The organism is Brevibacillus sp. AY1 (assembly GCF_029870785.1).
GTDB classification, from domain to species: Bacteria; Bacillota; Bacilli; order Brevibacillales; family Brevibacillaceae; genus Brevibacillus; species Brevibacillus invocatus.
Genome location: NZ_JAFLPN010000001.1, coordinates 87501 through 108860, shown reverse-complemented (window position 1 = coordinate 108860; position 21360 = coordinate 87501). Strand labels below are relative to the sequence as shown.

Below are 21360 nucleotides of genomic sequence, written 5' to 3'. Positions count from 1 at the left end.
CAGGATACGATCGTACATGGAACTTGGAAAAAAATAAACATCCCTTCGTCGAACGGTTCTACCCGCATCTTTGCACATGAACCCGCAAAAAAAGGACTTGATCAGGCATATCATGTAAGCAAGCTGTACGACAAGTAGCCGCTGCCCGTATCGCAGAGGATTTGCCCGATGCTGAGATCGAGCAGTTGCTGCGATGGCCGGTCAGCGGCATGAGGTCAGTGATTGTTGACTTCTTTAGTTCTGTTCATTTCGTCGCGTCATCTGCTGCCAAACTGTACCGCTGGCAGCTTCTCCGCTCTCAATCCGCTCCAGAGCCATTTTCACCTGCAGGCTCACTTCAAATTCCGGATCGTTCTGCGCCTCCTGCAAGGCTTCTAGTGCCGATTCGTCCCCAACCTCAAAGAGAAAGCGGGCCGCACGCCAGCGCACCAGCTTGTTCCGATCCTTGAGCGCCTTGCACATTGCCGGGATTGCTCGGGGATCTCCCAAATCAGACAAGGTATCGCCTGCCGTGCGCCGTACAGAGACGGAATCATCCTGAAGTGCCTGATACAAGAGCGGATATACCGCCTCTGTCTCAACCATCCCTAGATAGACTACGGCTTGTCTGCGGATTGAGGATTTGGTATCCTGCAAAGCTTTTTCTAAAACAGGCAGATCATCCACTGTCGGCTCCATCCGATCAAGAGCTGCATATCGTTTTTGCCAGTCCGGATCGTCAAGCATATCGAGAGTGACAACCTTCTTCTCACGACGGATCGGCTCCGGAGCTTCTCCCGGCCCTTGCTGCATCGCTCGTGCGACGAGTTCCTCTACCCGCTCAGCTGGGTAAGAAGCATCGATTTCCTGAGCCACTTCTTCTCCAATCTCGCGCAAATCCCCGTATCGTACACCGTGCTCCACCCATTTTCGTTCCATCAGCAAATTAGGCGAAGCTGAACCAGCGCGAACAGCCGCTTGCCCAAATCTCTCCGGCAGAGCGGCACGAATCTGCTCGTTCCCCATCGTCACCTTTACTTGCATCGGTACATCGCGGAACATCTGGATATACACCTGCGCTTCACCAAATGCTGCACTGCTATCTTCTGCGCCAAAATCAGGAACTGCCAGATCCGTGCCTGCGTGTAAAATCTCGCGAGCTTGAGTCAGGATCTTTTGCCAATCAGCATTCGACTTGCGTTCCAGCGCAAGAAAATCTGCAGTATGAAAAATGGAGACAACTCCATCGATAGACAACAGCTTGCCCATCATCGCAGGAGCCTGCTCCGATTTATCTTTTGTATAGACACGTTGAACACCATCTGGCAAACGCTCGTCCACGTTCAGCTTCATCACATTTGGACTTGGCGTCGGCTCAATGGATAACAGTTTCATGCTTCGTCACTCCTTTTCTCAGCGCTACTCCCAGCTTCCCCTTCATGGTAGCACGGAATTCAACGGGAGTTCCAATGTACAGCTTCAATACCTGCACTTTGCCCTTCTCAGATAGGAAGCTTGTAGTAGTCGTTGGCAGACTTGACAAAAAATCCGCACGATTCGTATAGCGATAAGGCCCCACTATTCACACAGGCCATCTGAAAACCGTGGACATTCAGCCAAATCAATGTCTCCATATCTTCCTCTTCGGCCAGTCGCAATTGGACAGATCCGAGATGGGGACTGATCTTTTATTGGGCTGAAGGTCCATCCAGTATTCGGAAAATGAATATTCGGCACCCAGGCTTTCTACAAACGCCTTGCCTGATGCGGATTCCCGCTGAACAATAAACAGCTGATGTGGTATGCTCCGCTTTTTGCATTCATCAGCCGACATCTCCTGAAGTGTACGGAAAATACCAGCTCGCCGGTAATCAGGATGAACCATTCCACTAACTTCTGCTTCTCCTCCATGAAAGGAGTAGAGTCCCAGGAATCCGACCAGTAGCTCATCCTGATAGCAAAGAAAATCTTCGGTATGCTTCCCGGGACGCGACTGCAGCATGTCAGGGTTCACTTTCAGATCGATTCCGTCATGCTCGTTGCAAAGCTGGACCAGCTTCTGGATGGCAGCCAGTTCGTCGGCCTCCAATGTAGCTTTTGCTACGAAAAGTGGTGAGATCATGCTCTTCCCCCTCTAAAAATAATGGCGTCTTAACTCTTGCACAATCTCCTCCAGATTATTGGCGACCTGCGGAATCGCGTATCCGACGTAAAGCGGAGAGGTCACGAATCGCGGAACGACCTTTGCCACCAGCTTCTGGCCCCAATGATAGAAGAAAAAGTTGTAGCTTTGAAAACGCGGATTGACGTGATGTAGGATCCAGTGAGCCAGTATTTGCAAGTAATCCGCCATTTTCCCCATCTGACCCCAATCGGAAAGGACGACATTGTACTCAAAAAAACCGGCTCTAGGCAAGGTGGAGAGAGTAAGCTCCACTCCGGTATCCCGATCAATCACTATCCCAGTAAAATCGGAATCCTTTACCTGCTGGAGATAATCGTATTGGTTCAGGCCCACAATCTGCATATGGGGATGACGAATGCTGCCACCCGAATACGGGCCGTGGTTTTTGAAGAATAGAACGGACTGATATTCGCCGCTTCGCTCCATTTCGAGCCATTTCTCCACCCCAAACGCCAGCAAAGCGCGAACATGCTCTTTGGAGTAAACAGACCAGTCACCCTCACACTGATCTGACTCTACCAGGACGGTTTGATGTGTTTCCTTCAGCACGGGATACTTATTTTTCAGCCAGATCATCGTGCCCCGTTTTTCCAGCACATCCGTCAAGCTGTTTCGATCGCAAAATGGGCATGCTGTCTCGCGGTTATGGACACTTTCGGGCTTTTTTCTGCCAATGTGTATGTCAAAGTGCAAATGCGTCTGTGTCATCCCATTCCCTCCTGTTTCCCACTCCTTTTACTTTACATGGAAACTCCGTAGGCGTAAATCGTTCCACTCTTTCTTGATTTGCAGGTTATTCGCTTCACAAAAGGATATCCGTGTTTTACGATTACAGCAGATCCACTACCCTGAGGAGGTTTACCTATGATATCCATACACAAAGCTGCCTCCCGTTACACAGCCGATCACGGATGGCTAAAGAGCAACTTCAGCTTTTCATTCGCAGAATACTACGACCCATCGAACATGAGCTTCGGACCTCTGCGCGTTTTCAATGATGATACGGTTCAGCCGAATATGGGATTTGGCGCTCATCCCCACAAGGAGATGGAGATCGTCTCCATCGTGTTAAAGGGTGCGCTCGGCCATCGAGACAGTACGGGTAGACAAGAAATCGTTCGCCCCGGCGAAGTTCAGCGGATGAGTGCCGGTACAGGGATTGTCCATTCCGAGATGAATCCTTCGTCTACTGAGGACGTACAATTCCTGCAGCTCTGGTTTGAGCCTGCCCAGTACGGCTTGACCCCATCCTATGAACAAAAGGCCTATGACCCTAGCAAACTGACGAATCGGCTACACCCTGTTGTTTCCGCCAAGGGTGGCGAAGAGACTGCCTCGATTCATCAGGATATGACTCTCTATTTGTCAAAGCTGGAATCTGGACAGACGCTTCAATTCGAGCAAACCGCCGGACGTCGAATATACCTGTTCGTCATGGAAGGGGAGCTTTTGCTTAATCAAGAGGAACTGCTTCATCGCCGGGACGCAGCGCGAATCACGGAGCAGCCCAGCCTTGAGATTGCCACATCATCCGGTGCCTTCTTCATGCTGATCGATTTGCCCTAACATCGAATAGACGACATGACATCCGCAGCTTAAGTACGCATCTAGGCTGCGGCTTATTTTTTGTCTCAATTCCATCGTTTACAATCGTAGTAGTGAATGACAAAAAGGGGTTGGAGGAGCATGGAAAGATCGTTTTACTATCCGGTTAGCTGGAGTGAAGCTCACCGGTATAAACTTCTTCTGGATGAGGAAGGCGTACCCTATGAAATCCTGACCCCATTGGATTTGCCTGTGCTGGAAGAGGGCATGCTGGCCATCGTCTTTCCTTCCATCCCACTGCGCCTGTATGCATCGGTACGAACCCTGTTTTACCGGGATGGATTGCGATACCCCGATCCGATGTCTCGAGATATCTGGATCCGCTGACTGAACAGTGTCATGAGGTACATCTGCGGACGGCGAACATAGGATGTGGTAGTACGGGAGGTGGAGGAGATGCCGTCCTACAACATCCGCATTTCGATTACTGATCTCAGGCTTGACCTTTTTGATGGTAGCAAGCTAGTTCGCTCTTTTCCTGTTGCTCTAGGAAAGATCGCCACTTCTACCCCGCGAGGAGATTTTACGATAATCAACAAAGTTCCTTATCCGAATTCCTACCCCGGCGGCCCACTCAGTGTGTTCGGCACCTTTTGGCTAGGGTTGAGCAAGCCACATTATGGAATTCACGGAACCAATAACCCAGCCTCTATCGGTCATTATGTATCTCACGGATGCATCCGCATGTACAATCAGGACGTGAATGAGCTAGCCAAGCTTGTTCCTATCGGGACTCCCGTCCGTATTCGCCAGAAATAGGCCCAAGGAAAACCAAAACCCGCACTCTTCAGGAGAGGCGGGTTTTGCCATGACTCAAATTTTCGGTTGTGTTGGTTGTGTTGGTTTCGTCAGATTCCAGGTAAACAATATAGCGCCTGGCTTGCTTGTACATAATCGACAAAGTCAATTCCCGGATTTTGTTCATGATCTCTTCTTTTTGTTCCGGCACATCCGTAACCAGTGCTTCTTCTTGAGTAGCCAGATAGGACATTACCCACTCTGGGTCCAGTTTGTATGCAGGCAAAGACAGCGACTCCTCTACTCTGTAATCCTCATTAGTCTACATGAAGGAAGCTGTCGTTCACAGCATCAATAACTGGCTGTATAAGCATAGTTTGACAACAAGTCCATTATTTCGTTGCTCAGGATCTTCCTTCAAGCCCCATCGCACAAGGTTACAAACTCACCTGGATTGGACCGAATCGTGCGACCTATTCTGAGCAAAGTACCTTCACTTAGCTCTTGATATCTTTGATAGAGTCGGCTGGCTTCCTCTTTCAAGCTGGGATCCTCCTCCAGATCCAGAACAGATATTTGCGACATCTGAATGCCTAATCGCTGATTCCGTTCTTCTAGCACTACTTTCATTTCTTCTAAAAGGTGGAGGATATCTTCCTGCTCAAAATAGCGCAAGCCTGCCTGTATTCCGATCCAGTATGAAAAATGGTCCAACGTATAGGCGATCCAGCTGACGAACTCGGCAACAGATGGATGTGCGTGATCATGCAAGACATGAAACATGAACAACGCCCGCTGTCCTGCGGTTAACTCCTTATACACTTCCATCTTGACCTGTGGGCTTTTCCCCTGAACCTGCTGCTGCACATGCTCGATACACGCACGTCCCAGCAGCTCAGTCTGCCAGGCATCAAATTTTTCCCGTTCCATTTTCGCCAACATAGAATCACACTCCCTTCCATGATTATACAGGAAAAAATCCAAGGATAGCTTTTTCAGTTGGGGGATTCCACCTTTAAACATACCGAAAAAAAGTGATAGAATTGGAAATATTGTTGTGGAAAGGGGTAAAAGATGAAGAGTGCTGTGATCAGGAGGCCAAAAGCTTATCTGAATCAAGACATTGTGAGTGACGGCAAAGAAAGATACTTTCTCATCGCTTGCGATGGAGATAAAATAATCGGAACTATCGAATACGGCCCTCAAGCGAGCTGATCCATTCTTGTACGGAACATGCCTATAAAGAACTGCCTGAACTGGGTACCGTCTTCGTCCATCCAGCCTATCAAGGGCAAGGGGTTGGCAATCAATTGTTAATCGAGATGTTCGCAACCTTTAAGAACAAAGGTATAGAAGAAGTTTGTTTGGATAGCGGCTATACTCGGGCACAAAAAATCTGGCAACATAAATTCGGTGAGCCTGCTTATCTGTTGCAGGATTACTGGGGTGAAGGCGTTCCTCACATGATTTGGCGAGTCAACGTGAATGACTTCGTATCCGTGAAATGACCCATGGAAGCAAGAAAGGCAGTGGCCGCCTTAAGCTCCACTGCCTTTACATGCTCATCTGATTACTTATGATTTTCCCTGCTCCAATTCTTCGACCAAGGAAGAAAGCACTGCCCACCGTTCGACGGCTGCTTCCAGGTCGGCAGCCACCTGCTGTTCCTCTGCGAACAGCTTCTCCACCTTGGCGTAGTCACTGCCAGATGCGGCGATTTCCTGTTTTAACACAACAAGCCGTTCTTCGAGAGCAGCAATTCTCCCTTCGATCCCATCCCACTCCTTCTGATCCTTGTAGGACAGCTTGCGGGTTCGGTTATTCCCTCTGTTGCCACTGCTTTTCTCCGTATTATCCGTCTGATTTTTGGCTACCTCTGGGGACGGTTCCTCGCTTTTTTCCATCCGTCTGATCTCCAGGTATTCGGAATAATTCCCGAAGAAGTGACGGATGCTTCCTTGTCCTTCAAAAGCGAAGAGGTGTTCAATGGTGCGATCCAGAAAGTAGCGATCATGCGAAACCGTAATCACGGCACCAGGAAACTGCTCCAGATAATCCTCCAGAATGCTCAGCGTCTGAATATCCAAATCGTTCGTCGGCTCATCCAGGAACAAGACGTTCGGCTCGCCCATCAAGGTACGCAGCAGGTAGAGACGGCGCTTTTCTCCACCAGAGAGCTTGGAAATCGGCGTCCACTGCATATGGGGTGAAAACAAAAAGCGTTCCATCATTTGCGAGGCGGTAATGGTCTGCCCGTCACTTGTCGAAATGACCTCAGCTGCTTCTTTCACATACTCGATCGCTCTAAGCTTCTCATCCATTTCCACATTATGCTGGGTGTAATAGGCGATTTTGACCGTCAACCCCACGTCTACCTGACCAGAATCCGGCTCTATGCGCCCTGCCAATATGTTTAGCAAGGTAGATTTCCCGCTTCCATTTGGTCCAATGATGCCTATACGATCACCCGGAGCGACGATGTAGCTAAAATCTTCAATCAGTTTGCGGTCCCCGAAGGATTTGCTCACTTTTTCAATTTCAATTACTTTTTTTCCCAGACGACTGGCTCCAAGCGCCATGTCCATTTTCGCCGATGGACCTTCTACCACACGATCGCGCAGCTCCTCAGCCCGTTGAACGCGAGCTTTTTGCTTGGTAGTCCGCGCTTTGGCTCCTCGCCTGAGCCACGCCAGTTCCCTGCGAAGCAGATTTTGACGTTTGCTCTCTGCTGCAGCCTCGTTTTCTTCTCTCTCCGCTTTTTTCTCCAGGAATGTCGCGTAATTGCCCTCGTAGCTATACAGCTTACCGCGATCCAGCTCAAACGTGCGATTGGTTACCCTGTCGAGAAAATAGCGATCGTGGGTGACGAGCAGCAGGGCTCCTTTATAGCGGGTCAGATACTCCTCCAGCCATTCCACTGTCTCGTTGTCGATGTGGTTGGTCGGTTCGTCCAAAATGAGCAAGTCTGCAGGTTGGATCAGGGCTCGAGCCATTGCCACTCGCTTGCGCTGCCCCCCGGACAGTTCGCCTACTCGCTGCGAAAAATCATGGATACCCAGCTGAGTTAGAATCATTTTTGCCGTCGTGTTGCTCTCCCATGCATCTGCAGCATCCATTTTGCTTTGCAAGAAAAATACGCGGGACTGCTTTTTCTCATCGTCTGGTGCTTTTTGCAGGTCCGCCAGTGCCTGCTCATACTCACGCAAGAGCTGAATCAGTGGAGAATCTCCATAAAAGACCTGATCCAGTACAGTAGAGTTCTCGTCAAAGCTTGGGTTCTGCGGCAGATATTCGACGACGAAGCGATTGGCGTGTACAACCTTGCCGCTGTCAGCCGTATCCAGGCCAGCAAGTATTTTGAGCAGCGAGGATTTTCCAGTCCCATTTACCCCAATCAGACCAATTCGCTGCTGTTCTGAAATATGAAAGGAAATGTTATCAAACAATACTTTTTCTCCGTAGCCTTTGGAGAGGTTTTCCACAGATAGTATTTGCATATTCGTCTCCTGTACGTTTCGATTCACCAGTACCATTGCACATCACGCGCACATGAACAAATGGTAACATGTTTTGGCTGTTAGCTCTAGTTGGTTGTCCGCTACAGTACGATTTTCAATGGAAGGAAAATTTCAAATCTAGCGCTTTTACGGCAAGAGTGGGAGAAGCCTTATCCTCCCACTCTTTTTTGATGAATGATCGTCCTATTCGTGTATCCTGGCTAACACCTCGCCAATCCGTTCCCCATGAATCAACAAATCCGCCCAATCATCGAGCGGTGTAGGATCATGATTGACTATCACCAGCTTGGCACCCCCCTCTTTTGCACGCTGAGGAAACCAATTGGCCGGACTAACCGCTAAGGAAGAGCCTAGAACAATGAATAAATCTGCCTGATCTGTCCACTGCTGCGCCTGTTCCACTTCCTGATACGGCAATGATTCTCCGAACAAAACAACAGAAGGTCGCAGAAAACCGCCGCAGGCACACGCTGTCCCCCCTTGCTCCAGATACCGTGAACTGGGGTATACCTTTGCACATGTGCTGCAATGCACAGTCTCCAAGGTTCCATGGAGCTGAGCTACTTTTTTGCTGCCTGCCCGTTGGTGAAAACCATCTACATTTTGTGTAATGATTCCGCAGATCCTGCCTGACTCCTCTAAACCTGCCAAGATCTCATGTCCGCGATGTGGCTTGCAAGCCAGCAAGCCCTCCACTCGTGTACGGTAAAAAGTAATGAAATCATCCCGGTGATGAAGCATGGCCTGGGTACTGGCCAGCCTCATCGGGTCTTTTCCTTGCCATAATCCTTTTTGCGAGCGAAAATCCGGCAAACCGCTCTCTGTCGACATACCCGCTCCTGTGAACACAACCACTGATGCTGCTTCCCGCAGCATCTCGCCCAGTCTGTTCATCATGGATCACTTCCTTTCACCCCGGCCTTATTTGTACATATTGTAAAGGAAGGCATTCCATTCTGTATAGGAAGGAGGGGTTGAATGACCACCTATTTCGTCTCAGATATTCACGGGCAATACCCGACCTTTCAGCAAGCTCTTCAAAACACTTCTTTTTCCCTGCAAAATGGAGATGCGCTCTACGTTATCGGCGACATGGTGGACAGGGGCCCAAAATCAAAAGAAGTGCTGTTCCATTTGCTGGAGATGCGACAGGTTTATCCGGATCAAGTATTTTTGATTAAAGGAAACCATGAGCAGATGCTGCAGGATTGGCTGCAAGGACAGGGTAACCCTGAACTCTATCTGCGCTATAACGGCGGAGATGCGACTATCCGATCTCTTCTGGATGACCACCCTTTGCGACGAGCTTTTCTCGGCCGTATGCCCACGCCGGAAGAACAAGATCAAGCCCGTCAAGTCATCCTGAGCCGCTACCCGCAGCTGCTTCCAGCACTTGCTTCGCTTCCGCTGTTCATGGAACTGCCAGCTGACCCACGAACAAACTCTCCCCCCGTCTTGCTCGTCCATGCCGGAATCCGTCCCCATGTCCCACTATCCGCACAGAGACCGGAGGATTTACTCTGGATACGCCAGCCTTTTTACGAGCATTATGACGGAAGCCTCCCTGTCATATTTGGACATACGCCTGTCGATCGCCTTCCTGACTATAGCGGGAAAGGTCCCTGGAAACGAAACAATATCATCGGGATTGATGGCGGTGCCGGCTATCAACGCGGAGTCCTTTTGCTGCAATGGCCGACTCTGGAATACTGGTATACGCCCGTCCAGAATGTGCAAAGTGTTTTTACGTTTGCTAATCCTAATGAAAAAGGATGGAAAGTATAGTGTTTTTGGCAATTGAAAAATGTACCAAATGGCAATTAACAATATTCATTACAATGACTATTCATGCATTTATTAGCCTGCTTGACATGGAGCCGACACGGGCATGACTCCAGGCAAAAGACTGCAGATTATCATGTCTACAGGCATGTAAGCCTATCATGCCCGCCTCTCCATATCAAGTCGTGCATACGCGAAACTATGTATACTCTTATTTACCAAACACTACATTTTTTAATTGTAACTAACAAAGTATAGAGAGGGTCAGTGATCATCATCGCAATTTTTCTTTTTAATAGACCAGCCCAAAAGGGAGACTTCTGCAAAAGTCGTCTTTTAGAAAAAACCAAAGATTTTAGGGGGTACAAATATAAAAAATGATGAATCGAATCACTTTATAGGATCTTTTATCGAATTCCCTATATAAAAAGGACATCAGCCCCTTTTTAGTGAAATTGACGGTATTGATGCCAATTTACACAATAAGGGAGATGTCCCATCCTTGACGGGGTTGGCTGAGAAGAAAACAACCAAGTTTGGAGACGAAGCCTTCTATAGGTTGACTTTCGGATTAATCCGATATATTCGTTTCATTCTCCTCATTTTCTTTCTTTTTCTTTAATTCTTTTTTCTCTTGTTCCTTTCTTTCACGGTCTTTTTTCTGCTTTTCTTCATCAATTGAAATCATCGTTTCAAGGCCAAATCCATAAATTAGTTCTTGATATAAAATAGGTTCCATCTTACTGTCATTGATTTCATCGGATGTAAAATAGATACCTTTTGTTACTTCGAAACATTCAAGTCCCTCACATAACATTTCTTCTGGAGACCATCTATTTGGAGCATTCTTAAATTGCTTGTCAATTATCTCCTGATCAACAATAAATATTCCAAGGGATTCTTCACTTGGTAGATCAACTACCCTATCTTCCGAAGCGCCTCCATATACTGGATGTGAATTATTAAGGTCATTCAGAAAAGGAGTAAATGAACATCCTTCGATAACTTCTACCTCAACTGAATGATAATTTACTTCTCTATATCTTTTATTATTCTTGCTTAATTTTTCAATCTGAGCTTCAACCTTATTTACAATTTTATCTGAACTTGCATTTTTACTTTGAGTGGTAGAGACATCTTCAATACAGATAATTTTTTTTGAGCGATTTTTTGTCACTAATGGCCCACCGATGAATAAATCGTTTTCTTCAAATTTATTAGAGTGTTCCTTAGATGTATTTGAATGCGCTTCAACTTGCGAAAAATAGCTTCCACCAATCAGTACAGTAGTGATTAAAGCGAATATAGTAAAAAAGTAATATTTTTTCGATTTCATTATTTAATCCCCCCTAACTTCAGAATCGACAGAATCTAGATCATTTGCTGTTGGTTGAGCATAATTGGTGGAACAGCCATAGGCTTTGCTATGCATTATGCTTTTAGTGCAATTCCCTTGTGCTGGATCTACTAGACCAAGTAAATGTCCAGTTTCATGATTTACCGTGTGAGAGCCTCCACTTGTTAAGTCTCTAGATCGTATAAATGCGATGCCGTAGTCATAATGATCATGTCCATCAGGTTGAACTGATAAGCCATACCTTCTTACACATGAGTATCTAGAAACGGTACTCCCGGAATCGCATTTAACGGTCGAATTTGTATTATCCTCTATATAATAACGAAAAGTGGTTTTAGATTCGTCTGAAGAGGATAAATCTTCACAGTTATCAGTAATCCCTATCCCCATGAAATATACTCTCTCATTCCCTATTAGATCCCATCCTCCTTCTTCATACAGTATATCTCGGATAAATTTATATGCATCACCCTGACTCCAAGTTGACGAAACCCTAGTCTCAATACAAAAATACTCGTCGACGGATCTTAAATGTGTGCTGTCTATATGTCTTTTAGTTGGATACGGGTGGTGTGCATATGCAGTCATTTCAACTAGAGACGAAATTTCAATAACTTTTTTTGAGGGAGGTTTTTATGGGTAGATTATCTATTGTTTTAGAATTAGTTTTAGTTACGTTATTATTAATTGGGTGTGAAGAAAGAGACAGCATGAGTTCTCATTCTATCGTCGATCGTGACATGTTAGTTGAACAATTTCATTTAATTCATGACTTTAATTCTGGTGAGGAGTTCAATACGGAAGAGTTAAAATCGATACAGACCCATACTCAGAGAAGCAATTATAAACTTGTTCTTTTAAATTTTTTTACTCACCAATTAAAACAAGATATTGAGTCATTTCAAACAATAAATGAAATCGACAATATCCGTCACATTTTAGTTTTAACTAAAGAAAACTTTGTCTATCGAGTGGATTTAAAACAGTGGCGGGAGTTTAATAATATTTGGACTGTAGATATGTATGGAAATGCCCCACTTTCGATTGTCGAAAAATAACAAAGATTTGGCCCTAATTCCAGATAATAGCAAAGTGGATTAATTAGGGACTTGACCCTTGAAAAAATTCTACTAAGTATCATTTGCTTAATTTTGTTGACTTGAATCACTTTAACGGAACTTTTGTCGAGTCTCCCAAATATAAAAGGGACATCAGCCCTTTTTTAGTGAAATTGACGGTATTGAAACCAATTTCCACAATAAGGGGTATGTACAACTTCCATGTTACCTTACACTTGGCAATAATCTAGCTCATTCCGGGACTTCAGTTGGAGTTCGAGGGTACCAGTTACGTTATTTAGATACTTTCGTTCACGGTATGATTCTTTGCTAGGGGCAGGGAACATATCCAGAATCTCAACGCATCCTGGAACCATCGACTTCTTTGTTGTATCACACGCTTCTTCAACAGGTTCACCTGGAGACCGTTGTCCGTATTTCCGGGAGAACTAGTGTAACGAGGATCAGCGTGTGTTCATGAGTAAAGACTAGCTTGCGATTGACATGATCGACTCATTTCCGGCAATCAAAGAGGAAGTCGTCTATGTGCTAAAGGACCTGTAATTTTCGCAGCTTCCATATCATCCGCCGTGAAAATCAAACCATAAAATCTTGGCTTAACGAAAGCAAATTTACAAGAGTCAAGTTAATATTCCTTTCACAAATTGTTACTTTTTATAATCCGCTTTCAATTCGTAATTATGGTAGAATATTAAACGAGGTGTTGATATGAAACGCGAAAAAATCCTAGAGCAAGGCATGTTTTTCTCCTGGGGAATCTCTCTGATCGCGACATCAGGAAGTCTCTTTTTTTCCGAGGTTCTCAAATACATACCCTGTGAGTTATGCTGGTACCAGCGCATCTTGATGTACCCGCTTGTGATCTTGCTAGGTGTGGCGTCTGCCAGAAAGGATTACAAGATGTCCCTGTACGGATTGATTCTTTCCGTGATAGGCGGCTTGATCTCGCTCTACCATTATGCCATTCAGAAAATCCCTTTTCTGCACGAGATGGGAAACTCTTGCGGTATCGTGCCGTGTAACACCGCTTATATCAACTGGTTTGGCTTTATCACGATTCCTTTTCTGGCACTTGTAGCCTTCATTTTGATCGGAATCATGCAGTACATCGTCCTAAAAAATGTAAAGGAGAAATAGGCTTTGAAAAAAATTATCTTCCTATCTGTTCTTGTTGCAGCTTTGCTGATTGGCGCGATCGTGTACTCCGACATCTCCAATCGCGAAATAGCAGCAGGAAACCCTTACGGAAAATCTACGCTGCATCCTGCAACACTGGAACAATTGAACGATCCTCTTTACGACAATCAAATCCTGCCAGACGATCTAAAAACACGCCTGGAGAATCAGGAAGATCTATACGTTTACTACTTCAGTCCAACGTGTGAGCACTGCATCGCTACGACACCTGTCCTGGTTCCGATTGCCAAAGACATGAACATCGATATGAAGAAGCACAACCTGCTTGAATTTACTTCCAGCTGGGATACGTATCAAATCACAGCTACTCCAACTCTCATCCACTACAAGGGCGGTAAAGAAGTTGCTCGTCTGGAAGGCGGAAGAGATGGCGAGCTGTGGAAAAAATGGTTTGAAGAACAACAGCAAGGCTCGTAATAAGACGCTTCGGCCTCCCGTTTGGATGAACGGGGGGCTTCTCTTATGATGGCGGCGTGACAGATGTGTGAACACTTCGGCTTTTCTCGTGTAAAAATAGCCCTTACGAGTCATTAGGCTTATCCTGAATCATGCCTATAATAGGTAATGGGGAACATCATTGGAAAACGGAGGTAGTACCATGAATCTCACCTATCTGACGGAAACTTTTGGCTTTCGCGGGACATGGAACCCTGAGCTGATCGTGCTTACCGTTTTGATCGGAGTCGCTTATTATTCATTTATCGGTCCCTTGCGTCACACCTTTCCAGACGCAGAGCCAGTTTCATTACGACAAAAAATCATGTTTTCGGCGGGACTGCTCCTTTTTTACTTTAGTCTGGGAAGTCCATTAAACGTGAGCGGTCATTTCTTGTTCAGCGCTCACATGCTGCAGCAGTCACTCTTGTACTTGGTCATGCCCCTGCTGATTCTGGCCGGCACACCCAAGTATTTATTCCGTTATCTCGCGAGTTACGGTTGGATTCGGATGATCCTGAAAATCTTCACCCACCCGCTTCCAGCCGTTATCCTGTTTAATGCTCTGTTTTCGTTCTATCATGTGCCTTTCATTCTCGATCTGGCCATGAACAACCTGGCCATGCACAACCTGATTCATCTCATTCTCTTAATCGCCGCTTTCTTCATGTGGATGCCCGTTATTGCGCCTGTTCCCGAAATTCATCGGTTAACTCATCTGCAAAAGCTGGCCTACATTTTCGCCAATGGCGTATTGATTACTCCAGCGTGCGCACTGATCATGTTTGCTGGAGCACCTATGTACGACACCTACTTGAATGGTCCAACCATGCTTTGCGCACCATTTTTCTCTGCCCCTATCGACAAGTCTATGTTTACGATTACAATGGATCCACTGGAGGATCAACGATTGGGCGGAATTTTGATGAAGCTGATGCAGGAATTGAACTATGGCATCGTGCTCGCTTATGTATTTACGACCTGGTACCGGAAAGAAAGGGATCAGCCCGACGAGGGACTGTTGCCCCACTAATACCCACATGAGAGGGAGAGGAGTCCAAGAATGTCTGCAGCATCTGCCACTGCGATAAGAATGCGAAAATTGCTCGTCTTCTTGCCGCTTCTCGTTTTTGCCGTACTAGTGGTATCCTGGTTCTGGGGACAACCCAAAAATGTACAGGCCGCACTGCCTGATGTAACATTGGAAAACATCGATGGAGGTACCTTCCCCCTCACCAATACACACAAAAACCTAAGACTGGTGGAGCTGATCTATACGCGCTGTCCTGATGTATGCCCCACTACCACAGTGAAAATGGTGCAGCTGCAAAAGCGGCTGATGGAAGCCAACCTGATGGGAAACGGTGTTGAGTTTTTGACGGTGACCATCGATCCGCTCAATGACACACCGGATGTGCTTCGTACTTACGCGAAGAATGTGGGAATTGACCCGCAGGGGTGGAAGATTCTTCGTGGTGATGAAGCTACCATCGAGACAGTGACACGCTCACTCGGATTCTTTGCCAATCGTATGGAAGACGGCTTCATCTCTCACACGACCAGCACCTACCTGGTAGACGAAAACAATGTCGTCTTGCGCAAATTCGGCATGGGCGAAGATTTTGATCCGGATCAAATCTACCAGGAGCTGATGAACTTGAAACAGAAAGGGTAATGATCGGAAATGATTTTGAGACGCTTGATATACACGCTGCCATGTCTGCTCTTGCTCACTGCAGTGACCGCATGTGGCAATGATCAGCAACAGACGGCGATACTTCCATCGACACCTGTAGATGCAGCCTTCACTATGGAACCCAGTCAGCCTGCTGCTGGAGATACCGTTACCTTTGCCGTCACGGTGACGCAAGAAGGCCAGCCAGTGGATGATGCCAGCGAAGTCAAATTTGAGTGGTGGAAGGAAGGACAGGAGCCTCACGCCATGCTGCCTGCTACCTTTCAGAAGGACGGGCTCTACATTGCCAAGCAGCCCATTACCGAACCAGGATCGTACTTCGTCTATTATCATGTTACGGCACGTGATTTTCACACGATGAAGAAGATTCCCTTTACCGTTACTGGAGAAGGCAACACAACCACTCCGGAAACGTCTCCACCATCTCCGGATGAAACGACTGCAGGCACACCACATGAACACGGAACGAATCCTTCTGCAGGAGGACAGGTAGAACTCCATTTCATGCCTCCAAAAGAGGTGCGAGCCGCGGAAGTAGCCTGGTTGGGTGTACATGTCATGCAGGAAAACGAAGTCATCGAAAAAGCGACTGTCCGTTTGGAATACTGGCTAGGATCAGATGAGAAGCACGCTTTTCTCGACACTACTGAATCTCATCCCGGCCAATATGGGGCGAAGATTGCCTTTCCCACCTCCGGCACTTACACAGTGAAGGTTCACGTGGAAAAAGGCGAAATACACGACCACAAAGATTTTACTCTTTCTGTTCAGTAAAAAATCTCTTTCGCAGGAAGTTCAAGGATAGACAACCGCGAATTCATCAAGAAAAAGCAAAGGCGCTGGCCTCCCTTCGAAGAGAAAGGAAGCCAGCGCTTTTGTCCGTTGCTTTCAAAAGATGACGTATTGCTAACAAGTGAAATAGGCGACTCGATTTACAACAAGCTCGTCAAAGATCCACCGATTGTTACGCCAACGAAAGCCAATCACGCTATTACGTCCTATTCTTACTGGATAGAACCAAAACGTACGTCCGTTATGCAGCCAAATAAACGTATTGCGAAACAAACAAGGTGTAAAGTGCCAAGGTGCTATTCCACGCGGGCCACCACGCCCCCTAGGTCCAGGTGAAGTAGGCGCTCTAAATGGCGGCGGTCCAGGTGGAGGTGGAAAACCTCCGGGAAATCCAGGAGATCCAGGCGGAAATCCAGGGGAACCAGGTGGAAATCCGGGCGAACCGGGGGATCCAGGTGGAAACATGTATGACATGACGTTTCACCTCCTACAATTCTCCCTATAAGAGATGCAGCAAAGGCGGAACTGGTATGTGCGTTTGCCCGCGGTCAAACACCTATTTTTTCCGCTGCTGTCTGATGCACACTCGCCCTTCCCTCGTCCCTAGAGCTCCCCCATGCCTCCCCTTTAATACGGTCGACCGCCACTTATAAAGCGATACTCCCAATGTGTTCCTTTAAAATCGGTGGTTCTCACGCCTCCCGATTCTTTGGAATATGTATGGAGTAGTTTGTTGTCCCCCATGTAGATCGCGACGTGCGTTATATTTTGCTTGGAGACGTTGATCCCTTTGTAATCAGACTCCTTCCAGCCTTTATACGCCATGAAAAAGACGAGATCTCCTTTTTTCAGCTGGCTCATGTCTGTAGTCATTTCGCCATTCTTCTTCACATAGCTGGCTTGAGATTTGGCGCCACCTTTCCCCATGTCGATACCAGCTCCATCCAGATAGGCCCACATGGTAAATTCGGAGCAGTCCATCGAAGATTTGCTGGATCTAGAAGAACCGTACTGATAAGGGGTGCCCAAATACTTTTTACCGGCGGCAATCACCTTGTCTCCGATACCCACGTTGGAACCTTCCGCAATAATCCGACGAATGCCCAGAAGCTTTTGCGAATAATCACTCAGTTCTTTCAAGACAACTTTTTTCTCGCCTTGAGAAGAATAAATATATTGATCATTGCCCACATAGACGCCCATAAAGCTAGGGGATCCCTTCCCTGTCGATGAGAAGAACAAGAGGTCGCCTTCCTGCACATCCTTCGTCGATACCTTTTTCCCCGACTTGTACAGCTCGGCAATGGTATTGTCAATGGTGATTCCTAATTTCTTGTATATGTACGTAGCCAAACCTGCTGATCCAAAAGTGCTCGGACCGTTTGCGCCGTATTTGTACGCCTTTCCTACCAGGGTTTGCGCAATCGCAGCCGCTTCTGTACCTGTTGCAGCTGTCTGGACATTCGTCACTTGTGTCGCTGCTTGTCCACCTTCAGCGAACATCAACAGGCTTGTACTCAGCATGACGGCGATCGTGGATTTTTGTAGCCAATCCCGTTTAGTCATTATGATTTCCTCCTGGTTGCGTTTTTCCCAATGAACTGGGTACGCAACCAGTCTACTGGAAATCCATCAGACGGATAAGAGTGAAAATCTTTCCAAAAGCTGAAATGGTTACATAGTCAGGTGTCTATAGCCCTATCTTTCCCTATCATGACATCTGGACGAAGTAGTCCCTCTGCTAGCTATTTTTTATGATTCTTTTCGTTGCCTGCCGATAGAGAAAGTGAACCGTTTCACCCATTTTCAACCGACGGGAACCCTTCACTAAAAAATACGTATTGGGCTTCAACCGCCTCATCAGCCGCTGGTGAAGCTGACGTTTGCTCGTACAATGAACGACTCGTTCAGCCGGAAATCCTGCCCGGATGGCTCCCCTCGCGATATGTCTGGCACTTCTTCCCAAGGTGTAAAGATAGTCGATATTCTTCTCCCTCAGGTAACGACCCACATCCTCATGTCCTCTGATCTCGTATTTCCCCATCTCCAGCATGCTGGCCAACACCGCGACGCTCGTGCCTTTGGAAACCTGACTCAATGCGTCAATCGCCGCCTTCGCTGCGTTGGGATTAGAGCTGTACGTATCGTCGAGGATATGGACATTGCGGGCGGTCCGATAATGCGTCAGCCGCTGCTTCTGCGGTCGAAACAGGCGCAGACCCAGCTGTATGGTAGCTGGATTGATGCCCAGAGAATCGGCGACTGCGATGGCGAAAAGGGCATTGTATATATTGTGCTCTCCCAAAACCGGGATAAAGAAAGTCAATTCGGTCTCCTGCAGGCAACAGCTGAAATGCAGTCCTTCCTCCGATTGCTGGATATTTGTCGCTCGATAGTCTGCCTCCTGTTCGATTCCGACGGTAATGAATTCACCGGCAAATCGCCCCGCAAAAGGCTGTTCACGCAGCATTCGGGAATAACCACAGTCCATATTGAGAAATACCTTTCCATCCCGCTGCATATGGCGTATCAATTCCGATTTTGCCATTGCGACCCCTTGCTTGTGTCCGCCGACGTTGCCGATATGCGCCGTTCCAATGTTGGTAATCACACCTATCGATGGTCGAATGATCTGACAATGGCTCAGAATGTTTCCTCTGCGCAGCATGCCAAATTCCAAGACTGCTGCCTGATGATATTTCTTGATCCGTCGAACATGCGCCCTCGTATTGCCCAAAAAATTTTTGTTGAGCATGGACTTGTACACGCGCCAGCGTCTGGCAAGTATAGCCGCAATCATTTCCTTGGTCGTGGTCTTGCCTGCGCTTCCCGTCACTGCAATTACCGGTATTGGCAGGATGAGCGGCTTTTCTGGCACTTTAATAATCGGTTGTCTCCCGATCTTTTTCACAGGCAGCCTCTCCTTTGATTGATTCCATCACAAAATCGCTTCCACATTGTATGAATGTCGATGATAGCCTGTATAGACCTTCATCTATTCAGACTTTCCACTTCTGTTCCATTCCTATGGACGTCTGTGTGAATAGAGTAGGAGGAAGAGGTGAAATCGATGAAACGAAAGATCACGATTGCCGCTGTCGGTGATCTCCTGATGTGGAAAAACCAGGTTGCATCCGCCTATGTCCCTGGCACCAAGCGTTTTTCCTTCTCCGAGCAATTCTCTCCCGTCCTTCCACTATTAAAGGGGGCTGATTTTACCATCGGCAATTTGGAGACTACGTTCTCTGGAAAAAAACAGCCCTATCAGATTGGCAGTGCTCGTACAGGCTACCCCCGTTTCAACTGTCCAGATGAACTCGCTGCAGATTTGAAGCAAGCGGGCTTTGACTTTTTGACAACCGCCAATAACCACTGTCTAGATGGTGGCCCTAATGGACTGCGCCGCACTCTAGACGTGCTGGATCACTACAATCTCGGGCACACTGGCACCTATCGGACCAAGCAGGAGTCTATCGAGCCTTTTATCCGGGAAGTGAATGGTTTTCGTATCGGGGTGCTCGCATACACATACGGGACTAATAAACAAACACTTCCTTCTGATGTGAGCTGGATGGTCAATCGAATCCATGCAGCCAACATGAAAGATCAGGTTCTCAAGCTTCGACCACATGTGGATCTTCTGATCGTCTCCCTGCACTTCGGGGTGGAATTCCGTTTTGAGCCGACGCTCAAGCAAAGACTATTGGTGCAATCCATCCTGGAATGCGGCGCTGATATCATCCTAGGGGCGCATCCCCACGTCTTGCAGCCAGTCACCACTCCCATGATTGCACGAGACAATAATGGCCTCCTTCGGAAAACCGTTGTCGCCTATTCTCTTGGCAACTTCACATCCGAGCGCATGCTTGAAATCAATCAGACTCAATGCGGTGCCATTCTTTACCTGACCGTTGAAATGGATACCGCTAATCAAACCAGCATCACCCAAATTTCGATGATTCCTACGTACTGCCAGCCTTTTCTTCATAACGGCAGAAAATCGTTTCGCGTTGTTCCGCTGCTCTACTACCTGCGCAATCCCGACCAACACCTCACACCAGCATTACGGCAGAAATTGCAGTTGATGTGGGGGCGGGTCACACAGATCGTGGATAAGCGTTTTCTATAATCCATCTAAAAAGCAAAAGGACTTCACAGCTGTGAAGTCCTTTTTGTTCTGATAATAGCTTTGCTAGCAATTTTTCAAATTTATTCACACTCAAGATTTCATGTGTAATGAATTTCCCATTATATAGCAACCCAAACGTACTCCAGATGATGGGTGAGGATTGTGCTTCTTCTTTTGTTGTGATCCGATAAGTATGAAAAGGGACATTTTTACTCTCAGCTACTTTTCTCAAGTCTTCCAGAATACCGACCGCAAAGGGACCCTCGTCAGAGACTTTCTCAGCTATCGATGAATCACTATAAACAAGCCCTAACTTTTTACTTATGATTGCCTTGCACGCTAACAGCTTCTTGCTTGCTGCATGCTTGTTTCAATACTTCAGACGCTTGCTCCTCTCCGATTCCCATGACAAGTCCGATCTCACTCACGAGAACTTGCTGGGCCGTATCCAGCATGAGTTTGTCGGAAGTTCCCAGCACTCTTGTCTTACCAAGCATCCATAAATCGCGGATCACTTCACTCATTTCATAAATATCTCCGCTTTTCATTTTTTCCATATTCGCTCTCTGGCGTTGACCGGCGTTCGGATTCAGCTCTGCCTCTCCATCGAGAATACGTGTCAATACGTCCGCCATGATTTCCCGCTCCACAATATGGCGTATGCCCAGAGTGGACATTTTCTCAACAGGAACCATAATGTCTAAATCCTTTAGCAGCATGTTCAACTCAAAATAGAGATGCTTTTCACCGAGAAATTCTTTTTCCTCCAGGGATTGAATCACTCCTGCTCCATGCATCGGGTAAAAAATCTTGTGTCCTACTTCAAACAAAACGTCCACCTCCTAGACAAACTCCTATTATTATAACA

General features: G+C 46.9%; 24 protein-coding genes and 1 pseudogene. 13 read left to right on the top strand and 12 right to left on the bottom strand.

The annotated features are described in order from the left end of the window. Positions 1–234 precede the first annotated feature (234 nt). The 3 genes from JZI27_RS00580 to JZI27_RS00570 all read right to left on the bottom strand — a co-directional run bounded on the left by JZI27_RS00580 (position 235) and on the right by JZI27_RS00570 (position 2872). A complete protein-coding gene (locus tag JZI27_RS00580) occupies positions 235–1374 on the bottom strand; it encodes a virulence factor (RefSeq protein ID WP_122907250.1) in 1140 nt (379 codons plus the stop codon). Between the two features lie 226 nt (positions 1375–1600). After that, positions 1601–2101 (bottom strand): GNAT family N-acetyltransferase, encoded by a 501-nt coding sequence (locus tag JZI27_RS00575; protein WP_251243620.1) that lies wholly within the window; start codon positions 2099–2101, stop codon positions 1601–1603. A 12-nt stretch (positions 2102–2113) separates the two neighbouring features. Next, positions 2114–2872, bottom strand: coding sequence for a DUF4931 domain-containing protein (locus JZI27_RS00570; RefSeq protein ID WP_251243621.1), 759 nt, complete (start codon positions 2870–2872; stop codon positions 2114–2116). Positions 2873–3028: 156 nt separating this feature from the next. Here JZI27_RS00570 and JZI27_RS00565 point away from each other — a divergent pair, with 156 nt between their 5' ends. The 3 genes from JZI27_RS00565 (at position 3029) to JZI27_RS00555 (ending at position 4528) form a co-directional block, all read left to right on the top strand. Next, the gene (locus JZI27_RS00565; protein ID WP_280206221.1) at positions 3029–3730 is read left to right on the top strand and encodes a pirin family protein; all 702 of its coding nucleotides are present in this window, start codon (positions 3029–3031) and stop codon (positions 3728–3730) included. Between the two features lie 120 nt (positions 3731–3850). Then, positions 3851–4096: a hypothetical protein gene (locus JZI27_RS00560; RefSeq protein ID WP_251243623.1), complete on the top strand. Its 246-nt coding sequence runs from the start codon at positions 3851–3853 to the stop codon at positions 4094–4096. Between the two features lie 69 nt (positions 4097–4165). Then, positions 4166–4528, top strand: a complete 363-nt coding sequence (locus tag JZI27_RS00555) for a L,D-transpeptidase (RefSeq protein WP_122907253.1) — start codon at positions 4166–4168, stop codon at positions 4526–4528. A 28-nt stretch (positions 4529–4556) separates the two neighbouring features. Here the strand turns inward: JZI27_RS00555 and JZI27_RS00550 are convergent, their stop codons facing one another. After that, entirely contained in the window at positions 4557–4793 is a 237-nt protein-coding gene (locus JZI27_RS00550; protein ID WP_122907254.1) for a hypothetical protein, read from the bottom strand. A 131-nt stretch (positions 4794–4924) separates the two neighbouring features. After that, positions 4925–5449 (bottom strand): hypothetical protein, encoded by a 525-nt coding sequence (locus tag JZI27_RS00545; protein ID WP_280206216.1) that lies wholly within the window; start codon positions 5447–5449, stop codon positions 4925–4927. Positions 5450–5817: 368 nt separating this feature from the next. Between JZI27_RS00545 and JZI27_RS24995 the strand changes: the two are divergent. Beyond that, positions 5818–5862, top strand: a pseudogene (locus JZI27_RS24995) (hypothetical protein); the annotation flags it as partial. 9 nt (positions 5863–5871) lie between these two features. Then, entirely contained in the window at positions 5872–6015 is a 144-nt protein-coding gene (locus JZI27_RS24990) for a GNAT family acetyltransferase (RefSeq protein WP_481752788.1), read from the top strand. A gap of 66 nt (positions 6016–6081) precedes the next feature. Here the strand turns inward: JZI27_RS24990 and JZI27_RS00535 are convergent, their stop codons facing one another. After that, positions 6082–8004: an ABC-F family ATP-binding cassette domain-containing protein gene (locus tag JZI27_RS00535; protein WP_280206214.1), complete on the bottom strand. Its 1923-nt coding sequence runs from the start codon at positions 8002–8004 to the stop codon at positions 6082–6084. A gap of 204 nt (positions 8005–8208) precedes the next feature. Then, positions 8209–8919 carry an NAD-dependent deacylase gene (locus JZI27_RS00530; protein WP_280206772.1) on the bottom strand — a complete coding sequence of 237 codons (711 nt, stop codon included), beginning with the start codon at positions 8917–8919 and terminating at the stop codon, positions 8209–8211. An 84-nt stretch (positions 8920–9003) separates the two neighbouring features. On the opposite strand from JZI27_RS00530, the gene JZI27_RS00525 reads away from it, so the two are divergent. Beyond that, complete coding sequence (locus JZI27_RS00525; protein ID WP_251243626.1) at positions 9004–9810, top strand: metallophosphoesterase family protein; 807 nt, start codon at positions 9004–9006, stop codon at positions 9808–9810. Positions 9811–10378: 568 nt separating this feature from the next. On the opposite strand, the gene JZI27_RS00520 is transcribed toward JZI27_RS00525, so the two are convergent. Further along, complete coding sequence (locus JZI27_RS00520) at positions 10379–11143, bottom strand: hypothetical protein (RefSeq protein ID WP_280206208.1); 765 nt, start codon at positions 11141–11143, stop codon at positions 10379–10381. Between the two features lie 656 nt (positions 11144–11799). Here JZI27_RS00520 and JZI27_RS00515 point away from each other — a divergent pair. The 6 genes from JZI27_RS00515 (at position 11800) to JZI27_RS00490 (ending at position 16345) form a co-directional block, all read left to right on the top strand. Next, positions 11800–12222: a hypothetical protein gene (locus JZI27_RS00515; RefSeq protein ID WP_251245133.1), complete on the top strand. Its 423-nt coding sequence runs from the start codon at positions 11800–11802 to the stop codon at positions 12220–12222. Between the two features lie 729 nt (positions 12223–12951). Beyond that, complete coding sequence (locus JZI27_RS00510; RefSeq protein WP_122907260.1) at positions 12952–13380, top strand: disulfide oxidoreductase; 429 nt, start codon at positions 12952–12954, stop codon at positions 13378–13380. 3 nt (positions 13381–13383) lie between these two features. Continuing rightward, positions 13384–13857: a thioredoxin family protein gene (locus JZI27_RS00505; protein WP_122907261.1), complete on the top strand. Its 474-nt coding sequence runs from the start codon at positions 13384–13386 to the stop codon at positions 13855–13857. A 181-nt stretch (positions 13858–14038) separates the two neighbouring features. Next, positions 14039–14908 (top strand): cytochrome c oxidase assembly factor CtaG, encoded by an 870-nt coding sequence (ctaG, locus tag JZI27_RS00500; protein WP_122907262.1) that lies wholly within the window; start codon positions 14039–14041, stop codon positions 14906–14908. 30 nt (positions 14909–14938) lie between these two features. Beyond that, on the top strand, positions 14939–15550 hold the full coding sequence (locus tag JZI27_RS00495) for an SCO family protein (RefSeq protein WP_122907263.1): 612 nt from the start codon (positions 14939–14941) through the stop codon (positions 15548–15550). A gap of 9 nt (positions 15551–15559) precedes the next feature. Then, a complete protein-coding gene (locus JZI27_RS00490) occupies positions 15560–16345 on the top strand; it encodes a FixH family protein (protein ID WP_280206202.1) in 786 nt (261 codons plus the stop codon). 645 nt (positions 16346–16990) lie between these two features. Here the strand turns inward: JZI27_RS00490 and JZI27_RS00480 are convergent. Beyond that, on the bottom strand, positions 16991–17929 hold the full coding sequence (locus JZI27_RS00480) for a C40 family peptidase (protein WP_122907266.1): 939 nt from the start codon (positions 17927–17929) through the stop codon (positions 16991–16993). Between the two features lie 175 nt (positions 17930–18104). Continuing rightward, a complete protein-coding gene (locus tag JZI27_RS00475) occupies positions 18105–19274 on the bottom strand; it encodes a UDP-N-acetylmuramoyl-tripeptide--D-alanyl-D-alanine ligase (RefSeq protein WP_251245136.1) in 1170 nt (389 codons plus the stop codon). Positions 19275–19433: 159 nt separating this feature from the next. Between JZI27_RS00475 and JZI27_RS00470 the strand changes: the two genes are divergently transcribed. Further along, the gene (locus JZI27_RS00470; RefSeq protein WP_122907356.1) at positions 19434–20492 is read left to right on the top strand and encodes a CapA family protein; all 1059 of its coding nucleotides are present in this window, start codon (positions 19434–19436) and stop codon (positions 20490–20492) included. Here JZI27_RS00470 and JZI27_RS00465 read toward each other — a convergent pair. Both JZI27_RS00465 and JZI27_RS00460 read right to left on the bottom strand, forming a co-directional pair. Continuing rightward, positions 20461–20724 (bottom strand): YoaP domain-containing protein, encoded by a 264-nt coding sequence (locus tag JZI27_RS00465; RefSeq protein ID WP_245996421.1) that lies wholly within the window; start codon positions 20722–20724, stop codon positions 20461–20463. The genes JZI27_RS00470 and JZI27_RS00465 overlap by 32 nt on opposite strands. 85 nt (positions 20725–20809) lie before the next feature. Further along, a complete protein-coding gene (locus JZI27_RS00460; protein WP_122907269.1) occupies positions 20810–21322 on the bottom strand; it encodes a CarD family transcriptional regulator in 513 nt (170 codons plus the stop codon). Positions 21323–21360 lie beyond the last annotated feature (38 nt).

Excerpts from the sequence above, each read along its gene's own strand:
- JZI27_RS00575 (WP_251243620.1), bottom strand. The coding sequence starts at position 2,101 with ATGATCTCACCACTTTTCGTAGCAAAAGCTACATTGGAGGCCGACGAA.
- JZI27_RS00510 (WP_122907260.1), top strand. The coding sequence starts at position 12,952 with ATGAAACGCGAAAAAATCCTAGAGCAAGGCATGTTTTTCTCCTGGGGA.
- JZI27_RS00560 (WP_251243623.1), top strand. The coding sequence starts at position 3,851 with ATGGAAAGATCGTTTTACTATCCGGTTAGCTGGAGTGAAGCTCACCGG.
- ctaG (WP_122907262.1), top strand. The coding sequence starts at position 14,039 with ATGAATCTCACCTATCTGACGGAAACTTTTGGCTTTCGCGGGACATGG.
- JZI27_RS00570 (WP_251243621.1), bottom strand. The coding sequence starts at position 2,872 with ATGACACAGACGCATTTGCACTTTGACATACACATTGGCAGAAAAAAG.
- JZI27_RS00495 (WP_122907263.1), top strand. The coding sequence starts at position 14,939 with ATGTCTGCAGCATCTGCCACTGCGATAAGAATGCGAAAATTGCTCGTC.
- JZI27_RS00580 (WP_122907250.1), bottom strand. The coding sequence starts at position 1,374 with ATGAAACTGTTATCCATTGAGCCGACGCCAAGTCCAAATGTGATGAAG.
- JZI27_RS00545 (WP_280206216.1), bottom strand. The coding sequence starts at position 5,449 with ATGTTGGCGAAAATGGAACGGGAAAAATTTGATGCCTGGCAGACTGAG.
- JZI27_RS00520 (WP_280206208.1), bottom strand. The coding sequence starts at position 11,143 with ATGAAATCGAAAAAATATTACTTTTTTACTATATTCGCTTTAATCACT.
- JZI27_RS00535 (WP_280206214.1), bottom strand. The coding sequence starts at position 8,004 with ATGCAAATACTATCTGTGGAAAACCTCTCCAAAGGCTACGGAGAAAAA.
- JZI27_RS00470 (WP_122907356.1), top strand. The coding sequence starts at position 19,434 with ATGAAACGAAAGATCACGATTGCCGCTGTCGGTGATCTCCTGATGTGG.
- JZI27_RS00480 (WP_122907266.1), bottom strand. The coding sequence starts at position 17,929 with ATGACTAAACGGGATTGGCTACAAAAATCCACGATCGCCGTCATGCTG.
- JZI27_RS00490 (WP_280206202.1), top strand. The coding sequence starts at position 15,560 with ATGATTTTGAGACGCTTGATATACACGCTGCCATGTCTGCTCTTGCTC.
- JZI27_RS00555 (WP_122907253.1), top strand. The coding sequence starts at position 4,166 with ATGCCGTCCTACAACATCCGCATTTCGATTACTGATCTCAGGCTTGAC.
- JZI27_RS00565 (WP_280206221.1), top strand. The coding sequence starts at position 3,029 with ATGATATCCATACACAAAGCTGCCTCCCGTTACACAGCCGATCACGGA.
- JZI27_RS00525 (WP_251243626.1), top strand. The coding sequence starts at position 9,004 with ATGACCACCTATTTCGTCTCAGATATTCACGGGCAATACCCGACCTTT.
- JZI27_RS00530 (WP_280206772.1), bottom strand. The coding sequence starts at position 8,919 with ATGAACAGACTGGGCGAGATGCTGCGGGAAGCAGCATCAGTGGTTGTG.
- JZI27_RS00515 (WP_251245133.1), top strand. The coding sequence starts at position 11,800 with ATGGGTAGATTATCTATTGTTTTAGAATTAGTTTTAGTTACGTTATTA.